The sequence below is a fragment of the Dietzia sp. SLG310A2-38A2 genome (assembly GCF_014145095.1).
Taxonomy (GTDB): Bacteria; Actinomycetota; Actinomycetes; order Mycobacteriales; family Mycobacteriaceae; genus Dietzia.
In genome coordinates this window covers 1-2,298 of record NZ_JAALDX010000524.1, presented here as the reverse complement: position 1 = coordinate 2,298, position 2,298 = coordinate 1, and the positions used below count along the sequence as shown (strand labels likewise).

Here is a 2,298-nt window from a genome sequence, read left to right as displayed (position 1 = left end):
ATGGCGACAACACCTCGACCGCCTCATCGCCGACGATGGACACCTCACCAACCCCCCAGGCGCCGAACGGGGCCGCGGCAGTGGGTCGGTTCGCCTGGGCGGCGCGTAGTCGGCGAGGCCGGCTCAAGTCGAGTGACCCGCGGGGACTCAGCCGGGCTGATCGCCCTGAGGCACCGCACCCATTCCCACGCCGGGCTCGCACACCTTCCAGGCACCGTCCTCGTTGAGCATTCGTACCTGCTCCGGCGCGGAATCGTCGGATTCCGACTCCACGGTGGCCGTGGCGACGTCGCCCTCGATCTCGACCCCGGTGACCTCGAGATCCTCCGGGAACGAACCCGCGATGGACTCGCGCAGCATCGCGTCGAGGTCGGTGCCGGTCTGCTCGCCCGAGGCGGTGATGTTGTCGACCAGGTCCTGCGGCACCCGGTTCTCGGCACAGAGGTGACTGTTGAACTCAGAGAACGAATCCGACCCAGTCATTCCACGCAATGTCTGCTCGACTGCGCGCTCCGCGCGATTCGACGTCGACATCGGCCCGGCCGCGAAGAGCCACACGAGCGCAGCGGCCACCACGGCTACGACAACGGCCGCCGCCACGAGCGCCACACGGAGTCCGCTCCGCCGGCCATCACTGGTGGGTGCCTCCCTGGGATCGGGTTCGTTCTCGGGTGGCTGCTGGCTCGTCGTCGTCATCCATCACTCCCGGTACCGCGTCGTGCCCCCGGACGGGGCGCATCGACACGCCACCGTAGTCCACGACGTTGTGAGTCGGGTGTGAGTGCCGCCCCGCGGTGACACGCGCCCATGCGCCACCCCGGGCCGCCCCGCGCTGTGCCCGGCATCAACCCGCGCTGTGCCCCGGTCCGCCCCGCGCGGTTCCTGGTGAGCTGGATCAGGGCAGTGGGCCGGCCGGCTCCAGCTGGTCGGTGCCGTGCCGGACCCGCCAGCTGGCGATGGGATAGGCGCCGCTGGCAGGGTCCTCGCGCGCGACCAGCGCCCAGTAGTCGGCGTGGGCGAAGTCGGTCGTGAACTCGACCACCGTGAAACCGTGGCGGTCCAGATCCACCCAGCGCACGTGGCGGTTGACCTGCGTGAGGGCTCCCTGCGCGGTCTGGGACAACGGGTTGCCCTCGGGGAGGTTCACCATGTCGTCGATGTTGTTGCTGGTGATCGACGGGGTCACGAACTCGATCGCACCGACGCCCGCTCCCGGGTAGTTCGCGGGCTCGAACGGCACCTCGTTGGCCCACGAGGTGTGGATGTCGCCGGTGAGGAAGACGGTGTTGCGGCTGCCGGCGGCGCGGATCACCTCCATCAGTCTGCGTCGCTCGCCCGCGTAGCCGTCCCACTGGTCGGGGTTATAGGTGATGCCCTCGCGCGGGACGCCCAACAACTCGGTGAGCGCGGCTGTGGTGCGGGGCTCGAGCGGCGGCAGCAGCACGGGCGTGATCATCACCGAGTTGCCGATGACGTTCCATCGGGCGGTCGAGGAAGTCAGTCCGCGGGCCAGCCAGTCGAACTGGGCGGCGCCGGTCATGGTGCCCGTGACGTCGATCGCGTGGCCGTCGAAGCGGTCCGGCCCCTCCGTGCGGTAGGAGCGCAGGTCGAGCATGCTGATCTCGGCCAGTGAGCCCCAGCGCAACCGCCGGTAGAGGTGTCCGCCGTCGCGGAGGGACTCGGGCCGCACGGGCATCCACTCGAAGTAGGCCTGCGAGCTGGCGGCCTTGCGGTCGGAGAACGGCCCCTGGTGCGGATGGTGGTTCTCGGCGCCGTCGGACCAGTTGTCGTTCGCGAGCTCGTGGTCGTCCCAGGTGCAGATCCAGGGCACGTGCGCGTGCAGGGACTGCAGATCCGGGTCGGTGCGGTACTGGGCCAGACGGATCCGGTAGTCGGCCAGCGTCACGATGTCGTGCGGCGGATCGTGGGGCCGGACCGCGCCGAACTTGCCGGTGTACTCGCCGCGGCCGTACTCGTAGATGTAGTCGCCCAGTTCGACGATCGCGTCGAGGTCACCGCGCGCCTCGAGGTGGCGGTAACCGGAGAAGTAGCCCGCCTCCCAGTTGGAGCAGGAGACCACGCCGATGCGCCAGCGGCCGGTGGCGGGGAGCGCGCCGTGGGCTGGAGCGGTGCGGGTGCGCCCGGTGTGCGAGGTCTGGCCGAGGGCCCGGAAGCGGTAGTGGTACCAGCGGTCGGGGGCGAGGCCGGTGCAGTCGAACTTGACGGTGTGGTCGCGGCCGGCGTCGGTGACCACGGAACCGGACCGGACCAGCTGGGAGAACCCCGGGTCGTGTGCGA

The 2,298-nt window shown here is 70.1% G+C and carries 2 protein-coding genes; both read right to left on the bottom strand.

Annotated elements, in window-relative coordinates; translation table 11 throughout:
* Positions 1-147 precede the first annotated feature (147 nt).
* Complete coding sequence (locus G6027_RS16585) at positions 148-696, bottom strand: hypothetical protein (protein ID WP_182638111.1); 549 nt, start codon at positions 694-696, stop codon at positions 148-150.
* A gap of 199 nt (positions 697-895) precedes the next feature.
* Positions 896-2,298: alkaline phosphatase D family protein (locus tag G6027_RS16580; protein ID WP_182638110.1), on the bottom strand; the 1,403-nt coding region annotated here is incomplete at its 5' end.

What these genes read in the sequence shown, in the direction of transcription:
- G6027_RS16585 (WP_182638111.1), bottom strand. Translation starts at nt 696, where the DNA reads ATGACGACGACGAGCCAGCAGCCACCCGAGAACGAACCCGATCCCAGG.